We start from the raw sequence: 25,910 nt of genomic DNA, 5'->3' as shown, positions 1-25,910 counted from the left end.
AAAATCACAGGCAGATAATCAAATCATGCAGTGAACATCACAATAAATTATAAATCATTAATAAATATGATGTTTCACGTTTCGCGATGGTTGTTGATTAAGGATGTTATTGTGAAGAAATTAGCCCTATACCCAGTAGAAAAAATTGATGAATTAACTTCACCAGAAGCCCATGAAGATATCTCAGTACTATCTTCAGCGTTAAATGTGTTTACTGATTTTAAGAAAGTGACGCCTATGGTGATAGAATCGAGCACGTCGGCGGTTAAGGTCGAGCACTTAATGCAGAAGTCGCATGTACGTCTTAAATTAGTCATAGATGATAAAGATAAGTTTATTGGCCTAATCAGCTTTGAGTCTTTACATAATCAAGAAATATTAAAACGTGTTGCAGCTGGTCATCAGCGTGAGCATTTAAGTGTTGCAGATTTTATGATCCCTAAAGAAGATCTGAAAGCGATTGATTTTGAAGATTTAAGTTATGCTCGTATTGGTGATGTTATTGAGACATTACAGTCAGCAGGACAGCAACATTGTTTAGTGGTTGACCGATCTAATCATGCTATTCGTGGTGTGCTATCTGCTAATGATATTGCTCGTCGATTAAAGCTTGCTGTCGATGTGAGTACACCAAACTCATTTGCATCTATATTTGAAGTGATTGCCAATATTCAGCAGCCTGCCGTGTTGCAAACAACACAACCTCACTATTAGACTTTTAATTATTAGTCTGCTAACTGTTAAAAAGTTAATCCATCAGAAATAAAAATAGCCACATAATGTAGCTATTTTTGTAATCAACGAAATAATATTACTGGAAGCTTAAGCTCCAAGTATCAATATATCCAGTATCTTGTCTCGCATTATCAACTGCTTTTAATGTCCATACACCACTTGATTCGACACCTGCCATATTAGCGGTGTAAGTCTGGGTTAGATTATCGGTACCACCACCAGTGTTGTTATGCAGTACAACCGTTTGGCCTGTTGGGCTAACTAACTGGATTTTTAAATCACCAATATAAGTATGAATAATTCCAATAGACACTGATACCGTTCCTGAATCGCCAGTGCGGCTAACAGTAATAGGGCTAGTGATACCGCTAGTGTTGTTGTCTGGAATCGTATAATTTCCGGTATTGTTGTAGCTTGCTGGACCGCCTGTGTTGCTGCCACCAGTGCTACCTGCGGTGTAGTTAGCCACTAAACTTACACCACTAAATGCACTATAACCTTGTAGCATTACATAATAAGTACCAGATTGAGGCGTCGTAATTGGGCAAGACTCTGCATTACCACCTTTCCATGGACGACAGTCGTAACTGCTGCTGGTAGGTGATGCACCATACTGCACATATAAGTCAGCATCGCCAGTGCCACCACTCATAGTGAAGCTTAAGTCTGTCGCGCCTGCAGGAACGTCTAACGAGAAATATAATTCATCGTTTTTAGCGCCAGCTAAGCCTGTTTTTACCACGCCTTTTTCAAGTACGCTGTCACCAGAGCCTGTACCTGGATCGGTTGGACCATTACATGATTCGTCTAGGTAAGCCTTTGCTGCTGTTGCATTAACCATCCCGTAACCAGTTTGGTTATCACGACCGGCAACGCTTAAGTCATCTGCTGTGGCATTTAATGCCGCACGCACTTGGCTGGCGCTACACTCTGGGTGGTAACTCCACACTAATGTTGCTACGCCTGACACATGCGGTGTTGCCATTGAGGTGCCATTGTAATATTCATAATCTCGATTGCCTTGATTACTCACAGTGGCTGACTGACCCAACTTGGCTTTAAGTGCAAGCCCCGTAGCCCGATCAACAGACATCGACGGAATCAGAACTTCACTATTAGCGTCCACTAGGAAAGGATTTTGTAACCCTGGTAGTGCAGTGTTACTGTAAACAATGACACCTTTGGCACCGGCTGTTTTACAGGCTTTAACCGAGTTTATTTCAGGGTAACTTGAGCCCTGGTTGCCTACACGCTCAACAAGACAGATTTTATTGGTCATGCTACCGCAATTAAAACTGGTTCCATTTACAGTACATTCCGCTAAGGTTCCTGTTGCACTTGCGTTAATTGGTGCCGAAGTGTAGCTAGTACCTGACGGGGTTAAACGGTTGTGCGGCACTACACCATTGTTAAAGTATGACTGACCGCCAATAGTTATATCGGCTAAACGACCTTCGCCAACGGTAACCGTTGATAGAATTGCTTCGCCAGGACCTGAAATTTCAACTTGGTCTGTATATTGTGAAAAAGCGGCATGATCAAGATTGCTGTCAACCGCTGCAACAGACATTACGCTATCATAAGATGCTGGGTAGCTATAACTACTGTCGCCAGCATTACCTGCCGCTGCAATTAATAACACCCCATTGTTATAATGAGCATTTAATGCATTACGCTCAGTTGTGGTTGAACCACTGCCACCTAAACTCATTGTGACTACGTTTGCACCACCTGAAGTAACACAGGTATCAATAGCAGCGACTAAAGACGATGAGTAGCCCCATCCGGCTTCGTTAAACACTTTTACAACATGAATATTGGCATTCTGGTTAGGCATAACCCCGACCACACCTTCATTGTTCGCTATTGCGGCAATGGTACCAGCTACGTGAGTACCATGGGCATTATTATTACCTGGTTGATACCAGTTACCTGTACCTGAGTTATTGGTCCCGGTTGCATTGTTACCACTTAAATCATTGTGGCTACGGTCATAACCAGAATCAATAATACAGATAGTACGATTACCTGCTTGGCTGTCGCTTAACACGGTCGCACCAACAAAGGTTTGTCCCCAAGGTGTTGTCTCCGCAAGCAGTCTACGGGGTAAATCCTCTTCCACGTATTCAACATCTTGACGCAAACGTAATGCTTTAAGAGAGGGAGAATCGAGTTTAACTGAGTAGCTATTACTACGACCTACACGCTTCATTTCTCGTGCCTTTACGCTGTTCAAAGCTCTAAACTGGGTAAATACTTCGTTAGAACGAGGCTCGTAATCCATGCTGTTGTCGGCTTCAACATTCACATTTTGCACAGCGGCATTGCCATTAAGAGTCTGAGCAGCATTATCATTTCTGAACTTGACGATATATCGTTTAGGTAAAGGTGATTGTTGTTCAATCTGTTGATTCGTTGCAGAGAGTTGTGACGGGGTTGGTGCTGCGTTTACTTGAGTTGAAATAGCCAAAGCGAGTGCTGTCATGCTAAGCACGACCGTTGGGTTTTTATGCTTTTTCATATTATCTTCCATGTTAATCAGGGTGGGACGTAATGTCTTTTATAATTATGTTTTACAGATAAGCTATTTTGCCTATCTGTCTAAAAGGTAACCACATTTTTGCCTGGTGTAAACAAGTTGTTAATGTTTGTTGTCAAGTAACTGGTGTTATAGAACGGATTTATTTGAGTTTTTATTCATCAAAAACGACTTAACATTCACTTAGAGCTCGAGTTGATAGAATGTTATCTTTCGAGCGTTAATGGAGTTAACTTTATGAAAGCGCTTAACTAGAAAGTGCATAAACGGATCCGTTTTATGCTAATAAATAATTATCTAATATTAAGTGTAAATATTTTTTTACATGAAAAATATAAGGAGTGAAAGCAGTAAGGTTTATCGTATTGATATGAAGAGAATATCAATACGATAAACCATTGTATTTGCTTAATAAAACCACAGTTGTAAATGTGTGACTTTAGATTGTTAGTGAGGTTATCGTGCTGATATTAAGCTATCAAAACCACCCGCATTATAGGTATTGGTGTAACCCTGTTTAACTAATGATTCCTGTGCAATACCACTACGGTTGCCGCTGCGGCAGTAAAGAACCACTTCGGCGTCTGTATCGATATTGAGCTTTGCCAACTCTGGGACGATAATCTCAAATGGAATATTAATCGCACCGTCAATATGTCCAGCAGCAAACTCTTCAGCAGTGCGCACATCAATTAACGTTACACCGCGGTCTATTTTTTCCCAAGCAACGCTAGGCTCTTGCTCTGCAGCCCAAGTAGGCATAAGCGATGCCGCTAATAAGACCAACATCGCTAAGATAGATTGAATAGACAGCAGCATAGATTTTTTAAGCACGATAATTTCCTTGTTATTTATTTAAGGCTATTTCAGCTGCAGTTTTGACGCCGAACTTTTTCATTATCATCGCAGCAGGACAAAAGCCTGTAAAAGCACTCTGAAATAGATTAGCGCCGACAAATACTGTAAGCCAGACAAAATGTGGGCTAACCGTTGCGGTTAACACAAGAGATAATAAAACCATAAAGCCGGCAAAGGCCATAATATTTCGTTCTAATGACATGTTTAGCTCCTTATTGGGCGATGCCCAGTGAATAATATAATTTTGTTACACATGCTTATGTTTCATTACTGAAAAATACAACACTGGAATCACCACCAAGGTTAAAATAGTTGAGATAAAAATCCCAAATATTAAACTAATGGCTAAACCGTTAAAAATAGGGTCATCAATAATAAATAATGCCCCAATTATTGCTGCTAATGCTGTCAACATAATGGGCTTTGCCCTTACCGCGCCAGAGTGGATAACCGCTTGTTCTAACGGAACGCCTGCGGCAGTTTGTTGATTAATGAAATCAACCAGCAAAATTGAGTTTCGGACAATAATGCCTGCTAGCGCTATCATGCCTATCATAGAAGGAGCCGTGAATTGAGCGCCTAATAAAGCGTGTCCAGGCATAACACCTATGATGGTCAATGGAATGGGCGCCATGATGATTAACGGCACGATATAAGATTTAAATTGGCCCACAACAAGTAAGTAAATAGCTATCATACCAACGGCATAAGCAATGCCCATATCGCGGAAGGTTTCATATGTTATTTTCCATTCACCATCCCATAGAATCGACACATCGGTTAATCCATCAGGCTGATTAACCAAATTTTGTTGAATTGGATAACTAGTGTCACCTTGTTCATTTTGCTGATTAATCTGGCTGACCATATCGAACATGCCATAAAGTGGGCTACCCGTTGGCCCTGCCATATCGGCAATAACCATTATCATAGGCACCATATTTTTATGGATAATGGGTGCATTAATCACTTGTTGTTGCACCTTAACTAATTCAGTTAGCGGTACTGTTTCACCTGATTGAGTCGGTAGGCGTAATAACAAGACTTGCTTTAGATCTACTTTAGCGGCTTCATCAAGCTGTAATCTAATCGGCGTGGGATGAGCTAACTGTGCTTGATGCAAGTAACTGACATCCTTACCATCAACAGCTGTGCTGATCGTATCCACAATACTGGCGTAAGAAACGCCCATTAAGCTGGCTTTATTTCGATCAATGATGACTTGCCACTTTTGTTGTTGCGCTGGCAAATATATATCCATATCAACAACGTATTCGGTATCTCTGAAACGTTGCAATAAGTCATTGGCTGCTTGTTCACGTAATTCGGTGTTAGGCGCATAAACCTCAGCAACTATAGGTGACCAAACCGGTGGCCCTGGTGGTACCTCAACAATTTTGATATTGGCTTGATAACGTAGACCAATTTTTTGCAACGGCTCGCGTACAGATGATGCAATGGTATGACTGTCGCGGTCTCGATGTTTTTTATCCACTAGATTGACCTGAATTTCACCGAGCTCTTGGCTACTGCGTAAAAAATAATGTCGTACTAAGCCATTAAAATTCATAGGTGCATGGGTGCCCGCATACAACTGTAAATGCTCAACTTCTTCTACACTGCTGAGATATTGACTGAGATCTTGTAATACTCTTTGAGTTTGTTCCACAGGGGTGCCTTCAGGCATATCAACCATTACCTGAAACTCAGATTTATTATCAAAAGGCAGCATTTTTAGTACTACAGCTTGCATTACAGGTAAGGCGATAGCGAAGGCAATCAATAATACGATCCCTAAAGCCAAGCCTTTTCGCGCTTTTGGCGCATGTTCGCCGAGTAAAAAAGGACTCATTATTCGCGTAAATAGACGCGTTAATCGATTGTCTTCTTCTACTGGGATACCTGTGTCAGGCGCTTTATTGTTTGAACTATGTATCTTTTTGTGAGGTTTTAACAATATGCGGCTTAACCAAGGGGTCATAATAAACGCGATTAATAGCGAAATAATCATTCCCATACTGGCATTAATCGGAATTGGGCTCATGTATGGACCCATTAGTCCGGATACGAATGCCATTGGTAATAGGGCGGCGATAACGGTGAAGGTAGCTAATATCGTTGGCCCACCGACTTCATCAACGGCATGAGGGATGAGCTCGCTTATGGGTTTATCACTCATTGCCATATGCCGATGAATATTCTCTACCACCACGATGGCGTCATCGACCAAGATACCAATGGAGAATATAAGTGCGAACAATGAAATTCGGTTTAGGGTGAATCCCCATGCCCAAGATGCAAATAAGGTTATGGCGAGAGTAATGATAATGGCTACACCAACGACGGCAGACTCACGAAGTCCCATGGTGAAAAATACCAGTAGTACTACCGCAGATGTGGCAAAAATCAATTTGAAAATAAGTGTATTAGATTTATCTCCAGCGGTTTTACCGTAGTTGCGAGAGATAGCGACATTGACATTATTGGGAATTAATACGTTATCGACAGCATCGATTTTAGCTAATACGGCATCTGCAATGTCGACGGCATTTTGCCCCGCCTGTTTACCAATCGCGATGGTTATAGCCGGGTAGGTCCCCTTATCTGTTACGTGCCAAACATGTTGTTTAGGAATATCACTTTTAAGGCTCACATCGGCGATATCAGATAAATAAACTGCACGAGGAAATGGACTTTTCTCCGTTATAGATTCGGGTTGATTAACTTTAATCAGCAGATTATTAACATCATCTGGCGTGCGTAAAAACTGCCCCGCTTGCAGTTTTATTTCTTGATTAAACTGTGTCATAGAGCCGACTGTAGACAGTTGGTTATTATCTTGTAATGTGGCACTAATATCGTTGAACGTTACGCCGAAACTGTTCATCTTGACAGGATCAATACGCACATTTAACACCATCTCGTGGCCACCTTGGCTATAAATCTCTCGAGTACCCGGTATCCGTTTTAGCTCTGTTTCTAGGCCCGATGCGACCAAGGTAAGCTGCTCTGCAGTGATGTTTGGATCTTGAGACCAGAGCGTTAACCCCACTATAGGTACGTCGTCAATACCTCTAGGTTTGATTAACGGCTCACCAATGCCTGCTGCATGGTTAAACTTATCGCTGTTTGAATACAGTTGATTGTACAAATTAACCACAGCTTCATCTCGTGGAACGCCGACGTCAAAAATAGCGATAATGAGCGCGCCATCGGGCTGGGAAAATGAGTACAGGGTATCAATGCCTTTTATTTGAGAAATTATCCGTTCTGCAGGTAAGGTGACCTGATTTTCAACCTCCGTCGGTGTGGCTCCAGGGTAGGGGATAAACACATCAGCAAAAGTCACATCAATTTGAGGTTCTTCTTCTTTGGGGGTAATAATCACCGCAAAAAGGCCGAGTAATAAACCTAGAATAGCCAGTAATGGGGTAATGGCACTGTGTTGAAATGCTTTTGCTATTGAGCCTGAAAGGCCAAGTTTTATCGATTCATTAGGTGTTGTCATCAGGTTTACTCCTGACCTTTCGCTGCTGAGGACATAATTAAATATCGTCCAGCATCGATAACAATTTCATCGCCTTCCATTAACCCTGATAATACTTCAGCAGTATTATTCTGATGGTCTACTCGGCCGATACGCACTTGGTTAAGCACAATCTTGTCTGAATGTTTACGATACACTGACGTTAAGTCACTGACTTGATGTATGGCCGATAATGGGATCATTAAACTCGTTCGACTAGGGAAGTTAACGACTACCTTAATCCACTGACCTACAATGACGTCTTCCATGTTACTGGCATCAATATTGACTCTGACTTGATGCTGATGAGTTAACGGATCGGCAAATTGATAGACGTTAATATCATTTGAAATGATTTCATCGCCGTTGAACAATTGAACACTCACTTGCTCCTGTTGTTGCACCTGAGCAACGTCTTGCTGTGGAATTTGAAATACAGCTCTAAGGTGTTGAGTATCGTAGCCAGAGAACAACGCTTGGCCGTAAGATATGGTTTCACCTTGTTCGATAAATCGATGGGTCATTCGGCCACTAAAAGGCGCACTCACGACAGTGTAATTTAAACTCTCTTTGGCCTTTATTAACTGTGCTTGAGCAGCACTGACGGCTTGTTTGCTGGATTTTGCTTTGGCAGTGGCTTCATCCATGGCACCTTTTGATATGGCGCCCTTGGGAAACAATGTTTTATAACGAAGATATTGTGCTTGGGCCTCACTGTTTAGCGCTTCTGCTTTAGCTAGATCCGCTTCTGCCCCCGCGTATCCTGCGCCTTGCTCTTTATTGGTAATTTCTAATAATGCAGCGCCTTGTGGGACGAGATCATTCACATCAAAATGAATATTAATAATCCGCCCAGAGGTTTGTGCAGAAATCGTTGCCGCTTTAATTGCTTCAATTTTTGCATCATAAATACGGGGTTGATATTGTTCTGAATACTCTAGCTTTAATGTAGCAACATCAGAGGCTTGCACTGTATAGGATACTATTGTGGCTAGTACCGTTGTTGCGAGAATTGTGCCGAGGAATAAATTATTAGATAAGCGAGACATAGTGATAGCCTAATGTGAAGTCTATAAGAAAATTCTAATGGACTTTGCACCGTTAAGCAACCTATATATTGTAAAATCGTATAGATTAGAACCCTATGATATAAATGGCATAAAAAAACCGCCAATTAACAATAAAAGGCGGCTTGGTTGGAAACTTCTAGCCCGCGGTGAGCGGACTAAAAAAGGGTAAATACTGCTAATTAAAAACTGTAGTTATATTGTACTGAGTAGTAAACCGCATTTGAACGCGTTTGTGCTGAAATCTCACTGTTGTAGCCAGGCACTTGAGCAAGAAGGTTACTATTTTCTAGTACAGTAACATCTTCTCCGCGTACAAAAGCGATACCTAAATCAACGCTTGATTTTGCATTTAAATCGTAACTCACACCCGCGGTGTACCAAGTTCGATCAGAATCAGGTATTGATAATGATGAATGCTGATTAACTACGCCCTGATCGGTTGCGACACCTGCGCGTAAAGTCCAGTCTTGAGTGAGGTTATAAGTCGCGCCTAGGCTTAAGAACCACGAATCTTTCCAGTGGTATTCTTTTAAATCTGCTTGGTCGACACCATTGGCACCATCTTTAACCACGATTTTGTCGAATGCACTCCAATTGGTCCACTGTGCAGTGTAATGCACGGCAAATTTATCCGTTAGCTGGTGGAAACCGGCAAACTGAGCAATGTCAGCGATAGGAATATCAATTTCATTGTATTCAGTGTAAAGATAATTTACATCACCTTTGGCGGTAAGTTTTGGGCTAATACGATAACTTAAACCAAAGCGATTATCTGGATTAACTTCATACACAACACCAACAATCCCACCTAATGCCCAACCATCTGCATCGACATCGACTAGACTGCCAATCTGTGGGTTTTCGCTAGTACGAGTTAAGGTTCCGCTGCCGTAAACGGCATCAACACCAAAACCAAAACTGAACTCATCATTAATGCGATAAGACATACTGGTGTTGAAGTTAATAGTAACCACTTCTGTATTACCGAGTAAGTCTACTGGAGGTGGCAGTGGTACTGCATTGCCGCTAATGGTAGGGGTTCTGTTTGCCAAGTCACCTAAATCGGTGCCAGTGCCGTAGTTACTGAATACCGCAACGCCAAACGCCATTTTGTCATTAATTGGATTGATGTAATAAAAATTGGGGATAACTTTTGCTTCTGCAGCATTATGCTCACTACCAAAAGCAACGTCTTGTCCGGCAAAACTGCCTTGTGCATCAGATACTGATACATCAATGTCTGCATAAACAACACCTAAAGATAGCGCTGTTTCATCAAAAAGAGCCATGGCTGCAGGATTACGAGATAGAACCGATGCATTGTCAGCAATAACGGCATCACCCGCCATTGCACGACCAATACCAGTAGCAGATTGGCTGTTTAACTGAAAACCGGCAGCGGATGCTTGTGCACTGAGTAAGCCTACCGCGGTAGCAATGAGGGTCTTGTGGAATTTATTCATTATTATGTCCCATTTATTATTACCGTTTTGCACAAAGTTCATTCACTTCAAGCATTTGACGGCCAAAATTTTAGGCATATTAGGTAAGTGTGACTAATGTAACAACTCCGACCAGATGTTAGTTGTTGTTAATATTAAGTTAATTCTGGTTTTTAATGGTGAAGTAGGTGTTTGATAGCATGGCAGTATATGTAAATTTATCAGCAGTTTTAGATAACCATTACTGTGCAGTTAGTTTAAGTTAAAGTTTATTCATAGTGGATTTTAGAGACTAATCAGATGAGATTTATCGAAGCTTGTTAGGTCATTCGTTGGTATTGACACTCGATTATAAGATTAGTAGCTCAACCTCTGCAATTACAGCGGTTGAGCTATTAAAATGACTAATACAGCCTTTTATTGGAGTTTATTGTGTTTTTAAAGATTCTCGAAAATCGGCAAAGTCGGCGATAGTTTTCGGTGTTGGTGGTGACATTTTACTGACGATTACCCCCACTAACATTGCGAAAATAAATCCAGGGACGATTTCATACAACTCAAAAATACCGCCAGTCAGTTGTTTCCACACGACAACGGTAAGAGCACCCACTAGAATGGTTGATATCGCACCATTACGGCTATAACCTTGCCAAAAGAGTGATAATAACACCACGGGACCAAATGCAGCTCCAAACCCAGCCCATGCGTAACTGACGAGTCCTAATACGCTGCTTTCAGGATTAAGTGCAACAACGCCGGCTACTAATGCAATGGCAATAACGCCAATACGGCCTACTAACATTAACTCTTTACTGCTGGCTTGTGGACGTAACCATTTAAGGTAAAAGTCTTCTGTGATGACACTAGAGCAAACCAGTAATTGTGAGTCAATAGTACTCATAATGGCAGACAAAATAGCGGCAATCAGCAAGCCGCCAATCCATGGATTAAAAGCGGCATGGGCTAAATGAATAAATACTGTTTCTGAGTTCTCAAGTGGCTCTGCAGCAAAATAAAGACTACCGGCAATACCCGTTGCTAAGGCACCAACTAACGACACTAACATCCAGCTCATGGCGATACGACGAGATAACACTAAATCTTTTGGACTGCCGATAGCCATAAAACGAGACAAAATATGCGGTTGGCCGAAATAACCTAATCCCCACGCTAATAGCGACACGAGTCCAATGACGGTGGTGTTTTCGTTAATAAACGACAACATAGCAGGATCGATTTGTTCAAAACTTGCTTGAGTATCGGGTTGGCTGAAAATTGCAATGGGTACAATTAATAATGCAATTAACATTAAGCAGCCTTGAAAGAGGTCAGTCCAGCTGACGGCAAAAAATCCACCTACGAAAGTATAAGACACAATGATGAATGAACCGATCAGTAAGGCGAGGTTATAATCGAGGCCGAATACTTTTTCAAATAATATCGCACCGCCCACCATGCCTGAAGAAGCATAGAAAGTGAAAAAGATCAGGATCGTTAATGCCGAAACCAATTTCAATAGTCCATGAGAGTCATTAAAACGGTTTTCAAAAAAATCGGGTAACGTCAAAGAATTATTGGCAACTTGGGTATAAATTCGCAGTCGTTTTGCAACAAATAACCAATTAAGCCACGCACCAAACACTAACCCAAATCCAATCCAGGCTTCACCTAAACCACTTAAATACACCGCGCCAGGTAAGCCTAATAACAACCAACCAGACATATCTGATGCGCCAACACTTAACGCTGTTACTGCGGGCCCCATTTTGCGACCACCGAGAATGTAATCATCAACAGTGTCTGTTTTACGATAAGCCCAGTAACCGATACCCATCATTAAGGCAAGATATCCGATAAAGGTAATGATGATTGGTGTTTGAATTTCCATATTGCTTCCAGGTGATTATTTTTATGGTCGACATGCTAGCAGAAGTTTGATCTAGTTCACACTTTGATTTTTTAAGATGAAAAAAAATCCGCTATTCCAATGAAGTAGCGGATTTTAAATCATTAATTTATAAATTAAATAAAGGTGTTTGCAACTTCTTTTTTGACAAACTCAAGGTCAGAAGCGGGCTCGCCCACTAACACCATGTAGGCGTCGGCTGTTTGAAAGCTTTGGCCTTTGTATTGATTATCTGCAAATGCTTCTTCTAAGACAATACGGCTTTCGACGGGCACAATAAACAAAGTGACTTTGTTTCCGTTCTCGTCAGCCATCACTAAATGCAATGATTTAACACCTTGGAAGTCGCAATAAGAGGTGTAAAAAACACGGCCTGGTTGTTGGATAAATTTCGAATCACTTAATCCTTCTAAACTGGCTAGTTTAAAGTTTACGTCATTAAAACCAATATCCTGTTCCATCACTAATGCTTTGGTTTCATGATGAACATGAGCCAACGAGTTTTCCCCTAAGTTTACTGGCGTGAAGCGTAATAAACTAAAGCTAACTCCCACAATAAAGGCAACTGAAGCAGCCATTGCCATTAAGTAACGGGTCTGTTTTTTGTTTTTTTGATGCTGACTCAATTGCTGTCGTAAAATTAACTTATCAGCAAGCCCATCAGGCACACTAATATTGAGTGCTTGAGTGAGTCTATGATCAAATGCTTGTAGATCTTTGACAAATTTAGCATCGTCTTCATTTTCAGCTAAATGAGCTAAAAAATCGTCGGCTTGATTATTGGGGTCACCGTATGCATGGCGACGAAACTGTAGATCATCCATTTGATTGACCTCTTACCTCTGGTGCTTCGAGAGCGTCTTTTAACTGGTTTCTGGCTCTAAATAAACGGGTCATTACCGTATTTCGATTGAGTTCTAGCATGGTGGCAATCTCTTCACCACTAAACCCGCCAATCAGCTGCAATAACAACGGCTCTCGATATTCGATATCGAGTTTACCTATTTGACGACGTAACCAATACTGCTCGGTATCTTCTTCATGACTTGTCGATAGTACATCTTCAAGTAAATCTTGTTCTACGTCGCTGTAGTCAAATTGTTTACGCTCAAAACGTCTGGCATTTTCCCGTCTTAAAATGGTAATTAGCCAGGCTTTAGCCGCTTTTTCGTCATTTAATGAGTCCAAAGAACGCCACGCCCTTAAGAACGTTTCTTGAGTAATATCTTCAGCAACATGTTTATCACCACACAACCAAAAGGCGTAGCGAAATATGTCGGTGTGAAGAGCCCTGACAAGGCTATCGTATCGTCGTTGTTTTGTTAGCATCTCAGATAAGACCGCAGGTTCGGACTTTTTCTTTCGCAATGAATCAAACATTTTTTAACTTTTTTGAGTTAATAATATGTAACAGCTTAAAAAGGAGGAGGATTAATAGCAAGCTAAATAGCAGCATCTAGCTACTATTTAGCTTTTTAATGTTATGGATTTAGCTCTGCTATTATTGATTTTTTATTGGCGAGAGGGGGTTGTTGATAAGCCAAAATGGCATCCATTAACGATTTTTTATCAATCGCTTGTGGTTTATTGCTGTATTTGTCTGCTTGTAGCTTATTCATTGCTAATGCTAATTGTTCTGATAAACCGCTGATTTGAGTCAAAGTCATCAATTTACCTAAACGTTCGCTAAAGTAGGCTTGTACCGCAATAATCGCCGCACTGCTGTCGTTACGGTCGCATGCATGAATAATTGCATTGAGTCCAGTCGTTGCTGTTTTTCTAGGTATTTTGAGGTTTTTATTGTCTTGATTAAATTGTGGCAACGTGCGGTTTACCGATGCTGCTTTACGCCATAATACTAAAGTGATGAGCCATAATACCGCCAGAACAGCACTCAGTAACGGCCAATATCCGCTGGCTTGAACTGCGCTAAAACTATCCGCTGGTGGAATATCTGTCGTAGCCGTTGTGCTGCCTATCACGTTAATCGTACGGGCTGGCAATGTGGCAAATTGTTGCTTTTTAAGATGTGGGTTCCACCAAGGTACATTTATCTCTGGTAGAGTGTAATTGCCTGGTTTTGTTGGCACAATAGCAGTCGTGATACTGTACTGTGATACCACTTGATTATCGCGGACAAAAGTTTGTCTTAACGGTTTTTCTGGATAGGATTTTAAGCCGTCGGCCAGTGGAATATCGATGTCGGGTAAACTAGTGTCATCGGTATTAGATGCAATTAAACTAATTGTGCGGGTAATTGGGCTGCCAACTTCAAATTCGCTGATATCGTCTGGCCACGTCTCTTTTAATACCGCAATATCGCTGACTAACCATTTTCCTTGGTAGCTTGGCGGTGTTGGATTAATTTGAATGACTTCTCTTTCCGCTTCTGTTTGCATTGGCCGACTTTCATTAAAGCCAAACATACCTCCGCGTCTAGGGGCTTCAACAAGTACATCGCCTGAGAAACTGGCGCCGTTGATAACTAACTCCCCTGGCAGATCGGCAATAATACCGTAAGTGCGTTCAATTACTCTAAAGCGACGGCCATCAATGATCTCACTGCCATCTTTGTCTTCACCTATTTGCTTGATTTGCGCGCCTTCAATAACGGGAGCACTTAATACTCCTCGTTGTAATTCTACTGCAAGGTATAGTTTTACTTTATAAGTGATTAATTGGCCGACATAAGCTTCTGAGGCACTAGTGTTGATGTTAATAAATACGTTTTGTACTTCGTCGGCAGTTGAACCTTGTGGAATAACTTTTAAGGTAATTGGGTTTGAGCTAATTCCTTTGATGTTAAACGCCGGTATGGTGACATTGCCCACTGACTTAGGTGACAATAATACCTGCCAGCGAGTTTCTTTGGTGGTGTCAAAGTTAACCATTTTAGTGCTGCGGCCAACGCTAGTTCTTCCAACAATAAAGTCATCGAGCAATACTGAGGTATCTAATACCCCCGCATTTAGATCATCATCGGCAATAATATCGAGTACGAAATACTCACCGGTAACAATTGGATTTCGGTCTATGGTTGCTTGTACTTGGCTAAGTGCAAATACCGGTGCAGCAATGATGAATAGCAATAGGCTAAAAAAAGTTCTGATTACCACTGTTCATTTTCCTTAGGCGGTTGACTATTTTGACGACGTTTTAGATATTCAAGCTGCATTTTATTGCGGATTAACACTTGTGGATCTTCGTTTATGGCGCGAAGGGCACGTTGCATATCTGCAGGCAAATCATCTTGATTAATTTGTGAAGCCGAGATCATTTCTGATGGTTTGCCATCTTTTATGTCTTCTGCACTTGGTTCTGTTGAAGACTGTGCAGTCCCCATTTTTTGGTTGCCATCATCTTGTTGGTCTCCATTTTTAGTCGTACTGGCCTGCATGCTAGATTCGTTACTAGCGGGAGAATCTTGCGTTGAATCATCTTGCTGTGAAGTGTTGTTATCTTCAGAGGTTGATGATTGTTGATCCGAACCATTTTGTTGCTGACCATTTTGCTGTTGTGCTTCGTTTTGTGACGATTCGGATTGTTTATCATCTTGTTGTTCATCGCGATCTGATGGCTGATCACTTTGTGATTGCGGTTTATTATTATCAGATGAACGATCATTTTTATTGTCAGATTGGTTTTCAGCGTTCTGTTGTTGGTTTTGTTGGCCAGATTGGTCTTGTTGACCTTGTTGGTTTTTCTGTTCACCAGACTGTGATTCGTCGGAATCTGCTTGTTGAGATTCATTGTTATCAGAAGATTGCTCTGATGTAGAGTTGTCATCATTTGAGTTAGATGGATCTTGCTCTGATTTATCAGATTGCTGATCGGATGACTCTTTTTGTTGTTCAAGCAATTGCTGGGCTAAGGTCAAATTCTGTTTTGCTTCAGTAAACGGTGATTGAGCCGCAATAGCTTGTTGATAACGCTTAATGGCCTCTTGATAATCTTTAAGCTGCATTAGGGCATTACCTTGGTTATATAAACCTTGGGCGCTGCTGTCTTGTTCATAGCCTTCTAGCGCTTGTTGGTAATTACCGGCTTTGTATTGCGCAGAGGCTTGCCATTGTTGGTTTTCGAATGTTTCCGCTGCTTGGGTAAATTCACCTTGTTCAAATGCAGACTGTGCTTGTTGGTCTTTAGTTTTCCATAAGTCCTGCCACACAGAGGCTTGTGCTGGTTGACTGTTGGCTAGACTAAATGTCATTGCCGTAGCGAATAGCAAGCTAGGGCTAAGCATGAGGGTTAATAATCCTTGCCTAAAACTCATTAACATCGGGATGATTAATAACATAGCTAAATATGGACCCAGATCTTGCCAAGTTTCGCCAGCAAGATCCGTTTCGGTTACCTTGCCATCAGTTGCCAGCCAGTGGGTGAGGGTGGAGATATCGCTACCATCTGTTTGAGCTGGCACAAGGATCCCTTGGTGTTGTTGGACAAGTTTCTGTAATAGACCGTAATCGGTTTTAGCTACGACGATTTCATTACTATTATCACGCAATAATTGACCATCAGCTAAACGAATGGGTGCACCTTGTTTACTGCCAAAAGCCATGATCGATAAACGATAACGGCTGTTAAGTGCGCTGCTTGTTTGATTAAATTGTTGTGCAGAAATGCCATCGGTCATGACAATAATATCGCCACTGACATGACCACCTTGAGCCAATAGTTTTTCTGCTAGAGATAACGCCGCTGTTAAGTTAGATCCTTTAGTGGGCATAATATCGGGTGATAATGTTGGCAGTAAGTTTAAAATAGTGTCACGGTCGCGGGTTAACGGGCTAATGGTATAAGCATCACCAGCATAGGCAATCAACCCTGTTTCGCCTTCTTTTAATTCATTTAATAAGTCGGTCGCTCTAAATTTAGCGTAGGACAAGCGATTTGGACTTAAGTCGGTGGCATACATGGACTGAGACATATCCATAATGAGCACTCGACCTTGTTCGGTTGCAAATACTGGCAGATTTTGTTTGTTTAATGCCGGCCCTGAAAGCGCAATAACGGCGATGATCCAACTGGCAATTAATAGCCATTTGGGCTGATGACTTTTCTCAACCGTTTGGCTGATAAGCAACTGACTTAAATGTGGGGCGATATATTGTTTCCATGCTGATTGCTGGCTATGTTTACGCCAAAATAATGCACTTAATATTAATATCGGGATGAACCCTAATAGCCATTCAGGGCGAATGAAATGGATCATTATTGATTCGCCTCTTTGGTTTGGTTAGTTTTAGTCTGGTTGGTTTTAGCCAATAACTGAGCTGGCCATTGTTGCTGCAAACTGATTAAAAAACTAATCAGTAATGACATTAATAACGGCCAATAAAATAACTCACTTTTGGGACGATAACTCAATTGATCACGACTCACCGGTTCTAACTTGTCTATTTCTTGATAAATGCTGGCTAACTCTTCACTGTTTCGGGCTCTAAAATAACGCCCCTTAGTCATGGCAGCTAATTTTTTGAGTTGGCCTTCGTCTAAGTCCATTGATGGATTAATGCGCTCTTTACCAAAAATAGTTCGGCGTTCTAATATTTCTGCGCCAACCCCGATAGTATAAATAGTGATGTTACGTTTAGCCGCAATTTGTGCGGCGACTTCTGGTTCAATATTACCTGCATTATTAGAACCATCCGTTAACAGAATGAGCACTCGATTACTTTCGTCAACTTTATCAAAGCGCTTAACCGCAAGGGCAATGGCTTCACCGATAGCGGTTTGCTTGCCGACTAAACCTATCTGCGCATCATCTAAAAATGTAGCAACAGAGCGGCGGTCTAAGGTGAGTGGAGCTTGTAAATAAGCATGATCAGCAAATAAAATAAGTCCGAGTCTGTCACCTTTACGTCGTTCGATAAAGTCACTAAGTACATGTTGTATTAGGGTAAACCTGTTAACAGTTTGTCCATTTATTACCATGTCTTCAATTTGCATACTGCCGGATAAATCCACCGCAATCATTAAATCACGGCCTTTTGCCGGTAATTCTATGGGATCGCCAAGCCACTGTGGTCGAGCTATTGCTAACAACAACAATATCCACATTAGCCAGTAACGTTTTCTGCTGCTTTTTCGGTTTACTGAGCTGGACACTGTAACCGTTGTAGCGATGCCGGGTAGCTGTAAATGTCCGCCGACATTATGTATGTTGATGCGTTTTATCAACAACGGAAGCGGCAGTAAGATTAATAACCATGGCCAGTAAAATGCTAGCATTTGGCCTCCAGATGTGAATTGTTGGATGATAACGTTGTATCACTAAAAGGACGTTTATTGCTTAGCCAGGTTTTTGCTAAAGATTTTAATTGGGCTTTTTCGGTTTGATCTAAACCACTTGCTTGATGTCGCTTAACTAATAGTTGACCAATTTTATGTTGCTGGCCAGAGGCGAGGCGAGTATCTAACCAATCAAACCAAGGCTGACCGTTGAGTTTAGCGAGGTGTTCACGCGGTAAATAGGTAAGTGCGGTGCGTTTGAGTAAGCTGTTAACCTGTGCTGCAAAGGTATCATCTTCAATATCATAGCTATCTAGTAACGTCAGCGCTATTTTTCGTGGTGCATGATATTGATGTTGTTTATATAAACGCTTAACTAACCAGATTGCTAAGGTTATTAATATTGCTGCAATTATCCAATATCCAGGTGCGATAGGCACTGCACTAATTGGCTCTGGTAATACAATATCTTGCATTTGCGCTAAAGCGGAGGCTTTGGCGTCAATCGGCAATGGCTGTGTTGGTAAGTTAGCAGTGGTCATTTAACGTAAAATATCCAATTGTGCACTGAGCGGTTTAGCGGCATCGATGAATTTAGGTTGTACTTTTATCATATTCATTAATGAGACGAATTGCTGTAACTGCTGTTGCTGAGTTCTTAACCAGGCTTCATAACTTTGACGTGTTAGGGTCAGTTGTTGTTGGCCATCTCGTACGGGTAAAGAAAATTGTTTGGGTAACGCTAAGGTTCCCTGTCTTAATGGATCGGTTACCACAAAGGCACCAATATCACAGTGACGCGACAACTCTGTTAAAGGCGCTAAACATTGCTGGTTGATATGTTGGCCGTCAGTAATAATCCAAATAAGTGACCCAGGCTTAGCAATGCGCTGTAGCCGTTGGCAGGCTTTAAACATATGGCCGGGATCGGGTGATAATTGATTTATTTGGTTTAATTGCTGTTGATGGACATCAATTAACCCTGAGGTTAACTGTAAAATACCTTGACGGCGACTACGTGGCTTTAGCTCTAAGTGATTACTTTCACTGGCAATTAATGCCCCGAGTCTATCGCCATGGTTAATGGCATTCCAACCTAACGTTGTGGCTAAATGAGCCACTTGTACCGATTGTAATAGTAGCTGGGAGCCAAAGTATAAGCTGTGGCTCAAGTCTATCAATAGCAGGATAGGGCGTTCGCGTTCTTCAACAAACAACTTAGTATGCGCAACACCTGTTCGTGCAGTGACTCGCCAGTCTATAGTACGAACGTCATCTCCATTTTGGTAATGACGTACTTCAGCAAACTCCATACCGCGGCCTTTTATTTGGCTGCTTCGGTGACCAGACAATGCCGCTTTCGCCCGCGATTGGCGATCGGGTATGGCGCGGGATAAGCTTTGACAAGCAATAAGCTCTTGCTCATTTAAGCTCACACCATCACTGTAAAGTGGTAATGAATTAGTTGGGTTCATCATAATCTAATCATGCTTAATAATAGGTGCTCGTGCTGCAACATTTACGGTACGGCAACTTGACTAAGAATGTGATCAATCACCTGATCTGCCGTAACGCCTTCCGCTTGCGCTTGATAACTGAGTAACAAACGGTGACGTAACACATTAGGCGCAACAGCTTGAATGTCTTCTGGTGAAACAAAGTCTCGTTCATGTAACCAAGCACGCGCTCTGGCGCAACGTTCCAGTGAAATTGTGGCGCGAGGACTGACACCATATTCAAGCCATTTAGCTAAATCAGCACTGTAGCGCGCAGGTTGTCGAGTCGCCATCACAATTTCAACGATGTATTTCTCTAACGGTTCAGCTAAGTAAATATCTAATGCCTGATCTCTTGCAGCAAACACATCGGCTTGTGCGACGGGGTCTATCGTAGGCAACTGATGTGTTTTGGCCTCTTTACGCGATTGGCGTAAGATTTCGACTTCGGTTTCTGCGCTAGGATAATCGAGATTTAAGTGCATTAAAAAACGATCTAATTGCGCTTCTGGCAGCGGATAAGTACCTTCGTTTTCTAGCGGATTCTGTGTAGCCATCACTAAAAATAGTGGTGGTAAAGGATAACTATTTTTACCAACGGTAACCTGGCCTTCAGCCATGGCTTCTAATAGCGCTGACTGAACTTTAGCTGGGGCACGATTAATTTCATCTGCTAGGATTAGATTATGGAAAATTGGCCCCGCTTCAAATTCGAATGTCCCTGTTTGCTGACGATAAATATCAGTGCCAGTTAAATCGGCAGGCAATAAATCGGGAGTGAACTGAATACGATGAAACTCGCCTTCTACTCCATCACATAATGCTTTTACTGCACGAGTTTTGGCTAAGCCAGGAGGACCTTCAACTAATAAATGTCCGTTTGCGATAAGTGCTATCAGCAAGTTCTCAGTTAATACGGGTTGACCTAAGACAACATTATCTAAATAGGTGCGTAGTGAGTGGAAACGACTTAACGGCATAGCTGTACTCAATTTATTTAGTTGGCATTGGGATTATTACACCCTATGTTATGAATTCTATTGGTTTTTGGCTAGTAGGATTAACACAATTTAACTCTTTATGAAGTAGATAGTTGTAAACGCCTGTTTAAAACTATTCAATAAAAAGTTAGAATCAGGTCACACTTTGATGGTCTGACCAGATTATCTGGCAAAATAAAAATTTACCGGCAGAGCCGAGATAAGCTAACAATAATAGAGGGTGACACATGAGTGATAGACAACAAGTAACAAATTCCCGGGGTGAGCGCATTGCGATTGTTGCCGGTTTAAGAACACCATTTGCAAAGCAAGCAACCGCCTTTCATGGCGTATCAGCGCTAGATATGGGCAAAATGGTGGTTAATGAGTTGCTGTCTCGCTCTGAAATCGACCCTCAGTTAATTGAGCAGCTTGTCTATGGTCAAGTTGTGCAAATGCCTGCAGCACCCAATATTGCTCGTGAAATTGTACTAGGTACTGGCATGAATGTGTCAACAGATGCTTACTCTGTCACCCGAGCTTGTGCAACCAGTTTTCAGTCGGCGGTTAACGTAGCTGAATCAATTATGACCGGCAATATTGAAATCGGCTTAGCTGGTGGGTCTGACTCGTCTTCAGTATTACCGATTGGTGTTTCAAAAAAGCTTGCTCATGCTTTAGTCGATTTAAATAAAGCGCGTACTTTTAAGCAGAAATTTGCGATTGCACGTCGTTTAGGCTTGAAAGACCTGATGCCGGTACCGCCAGCGGTTGCTGAGTATTCAACGGGTTTGTCTATGGGGCAAACCGCAGAACAAATGGCTAAGACTTACAACATCAGCCGTGCAGATCAAGATGCATTAGCGCATCGTTCACATACATTGGCTACTGAAACGTGGAATTCTGGCGTGCTTCAACAAGAAGTGATGACAGCTCATATTCCACCTTACAAACAGTTTATTGATCGTGATAATAATATTCGTGAAAACTCTGTATTAGAGTCTTACGCCAAATTGCGTCCCGCATTTGATCGTAAGCACGGTACCGTTACTGCCGCCAACAGCACGCCATTAACCGATGGTGCATCGGCCATTATTTTAATGAGTGAAGGTCGTGCTAAAGCCTTAGGTTATCAACCTATTGGTTATATTAAGAGTTATGCGTTTACGGCCATCGATGTATGGCAAGACATGTTAATGGGTCCTTCGTACGCGACGCCATTAGCGTTAAAACGTGCTGGAATGGAATTAGAAGATCTAACGCTGATCGAAATGCACGAAGCATTTGCGGCACAAACATTGGCCAATATGCAGATGTTCGGTTCTAAAAAGTTTGCAGCAGAGAAGCTGGGTCGCAATCGCGCGATAGGCGAAATAGACATGAGTAAGTTTAACGTATTAGGCGGTTCATTAGCCTATGGTCATCCTTTTGCGGCAACCGGTACGCGTTTGATTACCCAAGTGTGTAATGAACTTAAGCGTCGTGGTGGTGGTACTGGTTTAGCAACTGCTTGTGCTGCTGGCGGTTTAGGTGTGGCAATGATTTTGGAGGTGGAGTAATGAGCATGGAAAAAACATTTAATTTAGCTCGTCGTGACGATGGTATTGCCATTTTAACAATGGACGTTCCTGGCGAAACCATGAACACCTTAAAAGAACAATTTGGTCCTGAAATTAGTGAAATATTAACTGAAATCAAAGCTGATAACAGCATTAAAGGCTTGGTTGTTATATCTGGTAAGGCTGATTCGTTTGTTGCCGGTGCCGATATTACCATGTTAGCAGCTTGCAAGAGTGAAGCTGATGCTAAGGCATTGTCACAACAAGGTCATGTGGTTTTTTCTGAGCTTGAAGGATTATCAATTCCTGTTGTTGCTGCTATCAATGGTGCTTGTTTAGGTGGTGGCTTAGAATTAGCGCTAGCGTGTCATTTACGCGTATGCAGTGACGATAAAAAAACCATGCTAGGGGTGCCTGAAGTGCAACTGGGTTTGTTGCCCGGCGGCGGCGGTACTCAGCGTTTACCTCGACTAGTCGGAATTGCAACTGCGTTAGATATGATGCTTACTGGCAAGCAAATTCGTCCTAAACAAGCATTAAAAATGGGGTTAGTGAATGATGTTGTGCCTAACTCTATTTTGCTTGAAACCGCGATAGAGCTAGCAAAAAAAGGTAAACAAGCTGCAAAACCTGTGGTGCAATCTAAAATTAATCAGTTTTTAGAATCATCTTCATTCACTCGCGATATTATGTTTGATCAAGCTCGCAAACAGGTAATGAAGAAAACTCAGGGGAATTATCCTGCGCCAGCTAAAATCATCGATTGTGTTCGTCAAGGTATGAATAAAGGTATGGTGAAAGGGCTTGAGGTTGAAGCAACTCATTTTGCTAATTTAGTGATGTCGAAAGAGTCGGCAGCATTACGTAGCTTGTTCTTTGCCACCACGGAAATGAAAAAAGAAACCGGTGCTGAAGGTGCTGTGCCACGTAAAGTTAAAAAAGTAATGGTATTAGGCGGTGGCTTAATGGGCGGTGGTATTGCGTCTGTAACAACCACTAAAGCTAAAATTCCAGCGCGTGTCAAAGACATTTCAGAGCAGGGATTAAGTAACGCACTATCATATGCTTACAAACTGCTAGATAAAGGCGTTAAGCGTCGTCATATGACACCTATAGCGCGTGACAATATCATGGCATTAATGACAACGACGACTGAATATACAGGTATTAAAGATGCCGATATCGTTGTTGAAGCGGTATTTGAAGATTTAGCACTTAAACATAAAATGGTTCAAGACGTTGAGCGTGAATGTGGTGAAAACACCATTTTTGCTTCTAATACGTCTTCATTACCTATTGGTCAGATTGCTGCAGCGGCAAGTCGTCCTGAAAATGTGATTGGCCTACATTACTTCTCTCCGGTAGAAAAAATGCCGTTAGTTGAAGTGATTGCCCATAAAACCACATCACCAGAAACGATTGCTACCACAGTGGCGTTTGCACGCAAGCAAGGTAAGACACCTATTGTGGTTCAAGACGGTGCTGGTTTTTATGTTAACCGTATTCTTGCCCTGTATATGAACGAAGCTGCGCAGTTATTACTTGAAGGTCAACGTGTTGAACACCTAGATCGCGCGTTAGTGAAGTTTGGTTTCCCTGTGGGACCGATGACTTTGCTTGATGAAGTGGGCATTGACGTAGGTGCTAAAATTTCGCCAATTTTAGAAAAAGAGCTCGGCGATCGTTTTAAAGCGCCTGCAGCATTTGATAAGTTATTAGCCGATGACCGTAAGGGTCGTAAAAATGGTAAAGGTTTCTATCAATACGGACCTAAAGCTAAAAAAGCCAAATTGGTTGATGAATCCGTTTACAAAGTGCTCGATATCTTAATCGCTTCGGATAAAGAAGCAAAAGATGTGGCAGAGCGTTGTACTATTCAAATGCTCAATGAAGCTGTTCGTTGTCTTGAAGAAGGGATTATTGCCTCTGCAAGAGATGGTGACATCGGTGCTATATTCGGTATTGGCTTCCCGCCATTCTTGGGCGGCCCGTTCCGTTATATCGACACCTTAGGTGCAAGTAATTTAGTGGCAACTTTACAAGGTTATCAATCACTGTACGGTGACCGTTTCGCACCGTGTGATACGTTAGTAAAAATGGCTAGTGATGGCAGCCAATTTTATAAAAAGTAAACCGAGTGATTGTTATTGATAATATTTAGTTATCAAATTGTAAAAAAAGCGGCAGTGAATTGCCGCTTTTTTATGTAACAAAGGCATACCTTTGCCTTATTTTTAATCAATCAGATACTTCTTTACGGTATAATACCCGTAGTTTAGTATGATAAGTTAAGTATGATAGCGTAAACGATCATACGAATGATATTTCGCCATTAAGCTGTAATCGCCTCGATATAATGGCGTTAACATGATTGCTTGCGAGTCAAAGATGAATCGTAATGTTGTATAAGTAGGGATTAAGTTAACTGAGTTATTTGGAGTCAGCGATAATGCAGTTTAGTTGGTTATTCATGCTTATTTTAGTGAGTATTAGTAGTGGTTTTTTATTTGGTTTTGCAGCTTATCAGCATGGTTTAGCCGTAAAGCGATGGGGATGTGTAGGTTGTATATTAGGGCCACTCACTTACCCATTGTTTAGCACCCACAAACGCTTGGCTGATATGAAGGTTTGGCGACATGGCCGCTATAGAATAGAAGGTTAAATTCATTTTAGTTTGCTATCAAAAAATTCAAATTCATAACAACAAAAAAGGAGCTTATGCTCCTTTTTTTTATGACTGATGGTTAATCATCAGTATCTCACTAATTACTTCCACCAAGCTCTAGCTTGGATGACTTCAAGGTGATTTAAACCTTCAGGCAATTTTACTTTTTTACGAGCTGGTTTTGCTAAACCAAGTGCTATTTTTAGAGAAGTAAACATAGGGTTCTCCTTAAGCTGTTTGGGTATCTAAGACTTTGATGTATGGAATACCAGCAATTTGGGTCTCAAGGACTTTGATGTACGGAATACCAGCAATTTGGGTCTCAAGGACTTTGATGTATGGAATACCAGTAATTTGGGTCTCAAGGACTTTAATGTATGGAATTCCAGCTGTTTGAGTATCAAGGACTTTAATGTATGGAATTCCAGCTGTTTGAGTATCAATGACTTTGATGTAAGGAATACCAGCTGTTTGGGTCTCAAGGACTTTGATGTATGGAATACCAGCTGTTTGGGTCTCAAGGACTTTGATGTATGGAATACCAGCTGTTTGGGTCTCAATGACTTTGATGTATGGAATACCAGCTGTTTGAGTATCAAGGACTTTGATGTAAGGAATACCAGCTGTTTGAGTATCAAGGACTTTGATGTATGGAATGCCAGCAGTTTGAGTATCAAGGACTTTGATGTATGGAATGCCAGCAGTTTGGGCAGCATTAAGCTTATGTGCTATTTTTACAGGTATAGCTTGAGTTGCAGCATTATCAAACTCACTAGGCTTAGCTATACTTGCAAAAGCAAATGTTGATAAAACTGCTACTGTAATCATTCCTTTAATCATTTTAATCTCTCTTATATTTAGTAATTCAAGCTCAGGGTTAAATAACAATATTATTTTGAC

Annotated in this window: 20 protein-coding genes; 4 read left to right on the top strand and 16 right to left on the bottom strand. The window is 41.5% G+C overall.

Annotated features, from left to right (window positions below; all coding sequences use genetic code 11):
* Nucleotides 1–111 precede the first annotated feature (111 nt).
* On the top strand, nt 112–714 hold the full coding sequence (locus HNW13_RS14495; RefSeq protein ID WP_242445127.1) for a CBS domain-containing protein: 603 nt from the start codon (nt 112–114) through the stop codon (nt 712–714).
* A gap of 97 nt (nt 715–811) precedes the next feature.
* On the opposite strand, the gene HNW13_RS14490 is transcribed toward HNW13_RS14495, so the two are convergent.
* The 15 genes from HNW13_RS14490 to HNW13_RS14420 all read right to left on the bottom strand — a co-directional run bounded on the left by HNW13_RS14490 (nt 812) and on the right by HNW13_RS14420 (nt 20,786).
* Nucleotides 812–3,256: a S8 family serine peptidase gene (locus HNW13_RS14490; RefSeq protein WP_192116322.1), complete on the bottom strand. Its 2,445-nt coding sequence runs from the start codon at nt 3,254–3,256 to the stop codon at nt 812–814.
* Nucleotides 3,257–3,730: 474 nt separating this feature from the next.
* Nucleotides 3,731–4,063 (bottom strand): rhodanese-like domain-containing protein, encoded by a 333-nt coding sequence (locus tag HNW13_RS14485; protein WP_243756301.1) that lies wholly within the window; start codon nt 4,061–4,063, stop codon nt 3,731–3,733.
* 58 nt (nt 4,064–4,121) lie between these two features.
* Nucleotides 4,122–4,334, bottom strand: coding sequence for a DUF2892 domain-containing protein (locus HNW13_RS14480; protein ID WP_101086581.1), 213 nt, complete (start codon nt 4,332–4,334; stop codon nt 4,122–4,124).
* 45 nt (nt 4,335–4,379) lie between these two features.
* Nucleotides 4,380–7,640: an efflux RND transporter permease subunit gene (locus HNW13_RS14475; protein ID WP_192116323.1), complete on the bottom strand. Its 3,261-nt coding sequence runs from the start codon at nt 7,638–7,640 to the stop codon at nt 4,380–4,382.
* Nucleotides 7,641–7,645: 5 nt separating this feature from the next.
* Nucleotides 7,646–8,707, bottom strand: a complete 1,062-nt coding sequence (locus tag HNW13_RS14470) for an efflux RND transporter periplasmic adaptor subunit (protein ID WP_192116324.1) — start codon at nt 8,705–8,707, stop codon at nt 7,646–7,648.
* A 200-nt stretch (nt 8,708–8,907) separates the two neighbouring features.
* On the bottom strand, nt 8,908–10,191 hold the full coding sequence (locus HNW13_RS14465; RefSeq protein ID WP_101086584.1) for an outer membrane protein transport protein: 1,284 nt from the start codon (nt 10,189–10,191) through the stop codon (nt 8,908–8,910).
* A gap of 406 nt (nt 10,192–10,597) precedes the next feature.
* Nucleotides 10,598–12,058: a sodium/proline symporter PutP gene (putP, locus tag HNW13_RS14460; protein ID WP_192116325.1), complete on the bottom strand. Its 1,461-nt coding sequence runs from the start codon at nt 12,056–12,058 to the stop codon at nt 10,598–10,600.
* Between the two features lie 134 nt (nt 12,059–12,192).
* Nucleotides 12,193–12,900: a DUF3379 domain-containing protein gene (locus tag HNW13_RS14455; protein WP_192116326.1), complete on the bottom strand. Its 708-nt coding sequence runs from the start codon at nt 12,898–12,900 to the stop codon at nt 12,193–12,195.
* Nucleotides 12,893–13,456, bottom strand: coding sequence for a sigma-70 family RNA polymerase sigma factor (locus HNW13_RS14450; protein WP_011638133.1), 564 nt, complete (start codon nt 13,454–13,456; stop codon nt 12,893–12,895). The genes HNW13_RS14455 and HNW13_RS14450 overlap by 8 nt, the downstream gene beginning before the upstream one ends.
* 101 nt (nt 13,457–13,557) lie before the next feature.
* Nucleotides 13,558–15,192 carry a BatD family protein gene (locus HNW13_RS14445; protein WP_192116327.1) on the bottom strand — a complete coding sequence of 545 codons (1,635 nt, stop codon included), beginning with the start codon at nt 15,190–15,192 and terminating at the stop codon, nt 13,558–13,560.
* Nucleotides 15,186–17,291 carry a VWA domain-containing protein gene (locus HNW13_RS14440; protein WP_194956198.1) on the bottom strand — a complete coding sequence of 702 codons (2,106 nt, stop codon included), beginning with the start codon at nt 17,289–17,291 and terminating at the stop codon, nt 15,186–15,188. The genes HNW13_RS14445 and HNW13_RS14440 overlap by 7 nt, the downstream gene beginning before the upstream one ends.
* Nucleotides 17,291–18,310, bottom strand: coding sequence for a VWA domain-containing protein (locus HNW13_RS14435; protein WP_101086589.1), 1,020 nt, complete (start codon nt 18,308–18,310; stop codon nt 17,291–17,293). The genes HNW13_RS14440 and HNW13_RS14435 overlap by 1 nt, the downstream gene beginning before the upstream one ends.
* Nucleotides 18,304–18,852 carry a DUF4381 domain-containing protein gene (locus HNW13_RS14430; RefSeq protein WP_192116328.1) on the bottom strand — a complete coding sequence of 183 codons (549 nt, stop codon included), beginning with the start codon at nt 18,850–18,852 and terminating at the stop codon, nt 18,304–18,306. Before HNW13_RS14430 ends, HNW13_RS14435 begins: the two co-directional genes overlap by 7 nt.
* Nucleotides 18,853–19,788, bottom strand: coding sequence for a DUF58 domain-containing protein (locus tag HNW13_RS14425; protein ID WP_192116329.1), 936 nt, complete (start codon nt 19,786–19,788; stop codon nt 18,853–18,855).
* 41 nt (nt 19,789–19,829) lie between these two features.
* Nucleotides 19,830–20,786, bottom strand: coding sequence for a MoxR family ATPase (locus tag HNW13_RS14420; RefSeq protein ID WP_059744447.1), 957 nt, complete (start codon nt 20,784–20,786; stop codon nt 19,830–19,832).
* Between the two features lie 248 nt (nt 20,787–21,034).
* Here HNW13_RS14420 and fadI point away from each other — a divergent pair, with 248 nt between their 5' ends.
* The 3 genes from fadI (at nt 21,035) to HNW13_RS14405 (ending at nt 25,007) form a co-directional block, all read left to right on the top strand.
* Nucleotides 21,035–22,345 carry an acetyl-CoA C-acyltransferase FadI gene (fadI, locus tag HNW13_RS14415; RefSeq protein WP_192116330.1) on the top strand — a complete coding sequence of 437 codons (1,311 nt, stop codon included), beginning with the start codon at nt 21,035–21,037 and terminating at the stop codon, nt 22,343–22,345.
* 5 nt (nt 22,346–22,350) lie between these two features.
* Nucleotides 22,351–24,477, top strand: coding sequence for a fatty acid oxidation complex subunit alpha FadJ (gene fadJ / locus HNW13_RS14410; RefSeq protein ID WP_192116331.1), 2,127 nt, complete (start codon nt 22,351–22,353; stop codon nt 24,475–24,477).
* Nucleotides 24,478–24,794: 317 nt separating this feature from the next.
* On the top strand, nt 24,795–25,007 hold the full coding sequence (locus HNW13_RS14405; RefSeq protein WP_101086592.1) for a hypothetical protein: 213 nt from the start codon (nt 24,795–24,797) through the stop codon (nt 25,005–25,007).
* A 231-nt stretch (nt 25,008–25,238) separates the two neighbouring features.
* Here HNW13_RS14405 and HNW13_RS14400 read toward each other — a convergent pair whose 3' ends face one another.
* The gene (locus tag HNW13_RS14400) at nt 25,239–25,850 is read right to left on the bottom strand and encodes a hypothetical protein (protein ID WP_192116332.1); all 612 of its coding nucleotides are present in this window, start codon (nt 25,848–25,850) and stop codon (nt 25,239–25,241) included.
* Between the last annotated feature and the right edge of the window lie 60 nt (nt 25,851–25,910).

This window comes from Shewanella sp. BF02_Schw (assembly GCF_014596695.2).
Classification (GTDB): Bacteria; Pseudomonadota; Gammaproteobacteria; order Enterobacterales; family Shewanellaceae; genus Shewanella.
Note: the sequence above shows the minus strand (reverse complement) of the source record. Positions and strands in the feature narration are given on the sequence as shown.